Origin of the sequence: Asaia sp. SF2.1, from assembly GCF_000505765.1 — a bacterium.
Classification (GTDB): Bacteria; Pseudomonadota; Alphaproteobacteria; order Acetobacterales; family Acetobacteraceae; genus Asaia; species Asaia bogorensis.
On record NZ_AYXS01000006.1, the window covers coordinates 8,092 to 12,749 of the forward strand.

Sequence of the window (4,658 nt, forward strand, 5' to 3'; positions counted from 1 at the left end):
AAGGGATACTACGTCTCGCTGTGAGTCAGTTAAACAACTCTGCAGTAGGAAGGCTATCGTGGGTTGAGGGGTACGGTTTGCATATCCCAGGATCAGACTGTCCACTGTGAACCGCGCCGTATAGGAATGCCCCTTGAAATGCAGGTAGAAGGGTGATGTCACATTAACCGTGGCGCCACGGTTAATGTGACTGTGAGTATGCTTTGGCGGGCCGACACCCTGACCCTTGCTGTGACTGGCATTATGCCCTGGTGATGATGTGTAGGGTGTCGGCCCGCCCCGGACATCGGGCGGCGATGTGACCTGATAGGAGCCTGGCGGGTTCGTCCCCTCACAGTCCTGTCCTCTTCGTCCGATGCACGGGCACTCTTTTCGCAAGGAGGCCCTTCATGACACCATGCCTGGTTCCGACGATCATCATCGGTGTAGACACACATAAGGACAAACATGTTGCCGTAGCCCTCGACGGCCAGGGAACGACTTTGGGACGTCGATCCGTCAAGGCGGATACGGGTGGCTATCCTGACCTCGAGCAATGGGCACTGACCTTTGGCAAGATAAAGGCCTTTGGCGTCGAGGGCACCGGTTCATACGGAGCCGGGCTGTCACGCCTGCTGCATGCCCGCGGGCATAGGGTTATCGAGGTCAGCCGTCCCAATCGTCTGATCAGTGCCCGGCATGGCAAAAACGATCATTTCGACGCCGAGGGCGCTCCACGCTCTGTCCTGAACGGACAGGCGGCCGCCGTTCCCAATCCCCACGATGGAACGGCGGAGATGATCCGCCAGTTCAAGATCATGCGTGATACGGCGGTCAAAAGCCGCTCACAGGCTATGGTGACGCTGAAATCGCTGATCATCAACGCTCCTGCGGCTTTGCGGGCGAAACTCGGCAATTGTCGCGGCAAGATGGCGCTTATTCGCCTGATCGCTGCTTTTCGGATCTCGCGGGAGGGAACGTTGCTGTCGTCTACGAAGACATCCATGCGCTCGCCAGGCGGTGGCTGGCGCTCCATGACGAAATTGCCGCCCTGGATCGCGACCTCGATCCTCTGGTCGAAAGCAAGGCAGCCGGACTGCAGGCGGCTCATGGTATTGCCACGATGACCATCGCAGACATGCTGATCCTGGTCGGCGATGATCCGGCTCGTATCAGGTCCGAAGCGGCCCTCGCCCGTCTCTGCGGGGTCTGTCCGATTTCGGCACCAAGCGGCAGGACAAACCGCTTCCGGCTGAACCGCGGCGGTAACAGGCAGGCCAATGCCGCTCTCTACCATGTTGAAATCGTCAGAATGCGCACTCATCCGCCAACTCTGGACTACGTCGCAAAAAGGACCGCAGACGCAAAGAGCAGAGGCAAGATTATCCGATGCCTCAAGCGATATATTGTTCGCGAAATCTTCAATGCCTTATGCCGACCCCAAAAAGTCGGATTGGCCGCTTGACGAATCCGGCGCCTACGTTGCCGCCCTTCACCCAGTCAGGGCGATCAGCCCTCTACGTATCCGCCGTGCAAAAACCCCCTTTTCAAAACCGCCGGTGAATATCAATACTGAATCGCTTTCATTTGGCCGCGTTAGTTTCTATCTATTAATGAGTGTCCGTCGGCATTGGGAAGGATATCACAGCCTCAACGGGGAAGTGATCCGATGGGTAGGCGCGGCCCTTATGGAACGTATCGGTCTTGATGCTGGAGATTATCGCGCCATGTAGCATGATAGTGTCGATCCTGTCTGTCGGTATGCCGGTGAAGTCATGGAAAGTTTTTGGCGGGCCGGAGCGATTTGCCGCAGCGGTCCATGCGTCAGTGAACCAAGTAGCCAAGACGGCATGAGCCTGGCTTTCGGGATCCGCGTTGAGGTCGGCGGTTAGGATCGCTGGTCGTTTTTCAGCGTATCTGCGCGCCATGTTTACGATCAACTCGGCGGAGTGGACCCGGGCCTGCTCGTCTTCAATATCGCGATTGGCTAGATGGGTGTCCATAAATAAGAAGGCACGGTTTCTATCGCAACCTTGTGCAAAAATTGCCCAGTTCGCCGATCGGGGCAGCGGGGCGCCCCAACCGAGGGAGCCGGGTTTATCGGGGGTTTTGGAGAGCCAGAACTGGCCATGTTCGAGTAGGCAGAGACGCGTCGGGTCGTAAAAGATACCCATATGCTCGCTTGTGTGGGCCCCGAAGCGGTCCAGCCCGAACCAGCGATATTTGGGGAGGGCCTTGATCACGGCGTCAGCTTGAGACTGGAAAATCTCTTGCGTGCCGATTACATCCGGGTGTGCACGACGGATCGTCTCGATGAACAAGCTCTTACGTTTATCCCAAATATTTGAACCGTCGTTGGGGCTTGGAAAGCGGACGTTGAAGGACATGACCGAGACGGTATCCTCTCTCCTGGCCGCAGTTGAAGCTCCGGCTGCCGGCTGGAGGAGGAGCATGCCGACGCAGAGAAGGATATGAGGTCGCATTAGAAATCGCTCGAGAGCGTGATGAAATATGAACGTCCGGGTTGGACGATCTGAGGCACGTCAATTGAGCTGCGGCCTCGTGTTGAATAGTAGGAAACGTCGTTCAGTAGGTTCTGTGCTGCGAAGGCGGCCGCGACATGCGGGGTGAACTTGTACTGGAAGAAATAATCGAGGCGCTGGATGGGCTGATCCCACCATGAGAGATCAATGTTGCTCCCGTTTGTATTTTTATACAGGTAGTATGTCTCGATGAATTTTCCGCTGCGGCGGAAAGAGAGATTGCTGTTGACCCGGGCCGACGTATAGCTCAGCGCGACATTAAACATCCATGCGGGGGCATACTGGATCGGCGTGCCGTTGGCGATGCCGGAGAGGTTGAGGTTGGCATGGGTCCGCTGCAGGGTGAGGTTGCCCGACAAGGAGAGATTTCTGGCAAATGACGGCAGGAACCGAAGCTTTTTTTCCGCTGCCACTTCAAGCCCGTAGGCCTGCGCATTGCCACCATTTGCAGGCTTGTTGATGATCAGGGACGGGGATGAATTCGTCGTGCTGTCCGAACTGACGTAATGCGTGCCGTCCGTACGGGTCGAGGAGCCAGCGTCGAACAAGTAGTCGCTAAGCAGTTTGTAATACCCCGTAAGGGCGAGGCTCGATCCGTCTTGGGCAATCCACTGTCCGCCGATATCGAAATTACGTGAGACTACGGGGCGGAGGTTGGGGTTGCCTTCTTGCACCGTGAAAACGCCGTTCCCGTCTGGCGTAACGGTTCGGCCGCCGCCAAGCAGGAATGTATTGGGCCGAACATAGGAGGTGACGGCAGAGGCGCGGTAGACTGAGAGGCTCGTCGGCCGATAAGTGGCGAAAACACTTGGTAAGAACTGATTATAATGTGTGTTATCTGACTGAAACGCTCCGCCGGTCAGGTTCCCGTCTGTGTCGTAAACTGCGTTCCAGTAGCGGTTGGTGATGTCCGAGTGCTCGAAGCGAAGGCCCGGTTCAAGGGTGAAAGCGCCGAACGTGATGGGTACGGAGAAATAGCCTGCGATTAAGCCTTCGTTGGCTCGTTGGGTGTTTGCATTTGCGTTATAGGCGCTGTCGATTGCGTTGCCCGTCCACGGCAGATCACCACCGGAGGTTGCGTAGGAGAGTGGGAGACCGGAAATATAATTTTTCAGGGCAGGCATGCTCAGGATCGGCGTCTCGAAAGGCATGATTCTGCTAAGCGCGCCAAGATAGGGCGAAGAAATCGACCCTGTCTGAAACTGCCCCGAAGCGAGGGTTGGCGCAAGGCCTGGGAGGAGGCCGTCAGGGTTGTCGTAGGAGTAGTCGCGGTTTGTAGCATTGCGGATCGTGTCGTAATAGCGGAGGCCAAAGTTGATATGCGGGGCATGGGTCCAGCCCGTGTCAACCATGTTGTCGAACTTCACGCCGCCAAGTGCCTGATTGTTCTTGTAATCAGTTGTTTCAACGCCGGGGTAACCGTAATTCGCCGATGTCTGCGGCACATAATCGCTGAAGTTGTTCATTTCGGATATTTGAGGCGCGGTCAGGTTTGCAACCGGGTAAGGCGGCCTCCCGGCGAATTGCTGGTTGAGAATGAGCGCTTGGCCGGACGGGTCGAGCTGGTAATTTTTGTAGGAGACCTGCACGGAGGAGGAGTCGTCCCGAGCAAAGCTGCCGAACGCCGCAACCGTTGCGTGCCATTTGTTCAAGTCAAAGGCTGCACCTATTTGCATAGTCGAGAGCGCCTGGATCTCCGGATTGGTCTCGTACCAATAGGATCCGTTTACGCCACCTTCCTGGACGGTAAAAGTGCCGTCGGGCTGGGGAAGCCAGTTCGTTGACATGGCCTGAAGCGAGCGCTGGACCGTATATTGCTGTGTATTCGAATAGGCGAAAGATCCTCGCGCGAAGGCATGCACATGCTCGCCCTGCCAGTCGAGAGCCAGATTGCCGCCCGTGCGCAGGGAATTGCCGAAGGACGCTTGAGGGTTGATGAACGCAGCGATAAGATTGTTCGTCGGCGGGGTCGAGGGAACAGGTGTGTGATCCGATCCGGTCAGCGTATGGACGAAGTCCCAGTAGTACTCATTATTGTTGGCGACCTGGGTCGCAAAGTTACGAGACTGGTAATAGCCAACGACACGAACGCCAAACTGTTTGTGCGACCCGAAAAGTTTCGTCGCGTCCGCCTGC

The 4,658-nt window shown here is 56.5% G+C and carries 4 protein-coding genes; 2 read left to right on the top strand and 2 right to left on the bottom strand.

Going from position 1 to position 4,658, the window contains the following annotated elements; all coding sequences use genetic code 11:
* Positions 1-389: 389 nt before the first annotated feature.
* Positions 390-1,106 carry a transposase gene (locus P792_RS24635; RefSeq protein WP_200863455.1) on the top strand — a complete coding sequence of 239 codons (717 nt, stop codon included), beginning with the start codon at positions 390-392 and terminating at the stop codon, positions 1,104-1,106.
* A gap of 11 nt (positions 1,107-1,117) precedes the next feature.
* On the top strand, positions 1,118-1,444 hold the full coding sequence (locus P792_RS39620; RefSeq protein ID WP_369794204.1) for a transposase: 327 nt from the start codon (positions 1,118-1,120) through the stop codon (positions 1,442-1,444).
* Between the two features lie 145 nt (positions 1,445-1,589).
* On the opposite strand, the gene P792_RS24640 is transcribed toward P792_RS39620, so the two are convergent.
* Together P792_RS24640 and P792_RS24645 are read right to left on the bottom strand one after the other, a co-directional pair.
* Positions 1,590-2,366 carry an endonuclease/exonuclease/phosphatase family protein gene (locus P792_RS24640; protein WP_200863457.1) on the bottom strand — a complete coding sequence of 259 codons (777 nt, stop codon included), beginning with the start codon at positions 2,364-2,366 and terminating at the stop codon, positions 1,590-1,592.
* 95 nt (positions 2,367-2,461) lie between these two features.
* A partial coding sequence (locus P792_RS24645) for a TonB-dependent receptor domain-containing protein (protein WP_023977955.1) occupies positions 2,462-4,658 on the bottom strand: 2,197 nt, incomplete at its 5' end.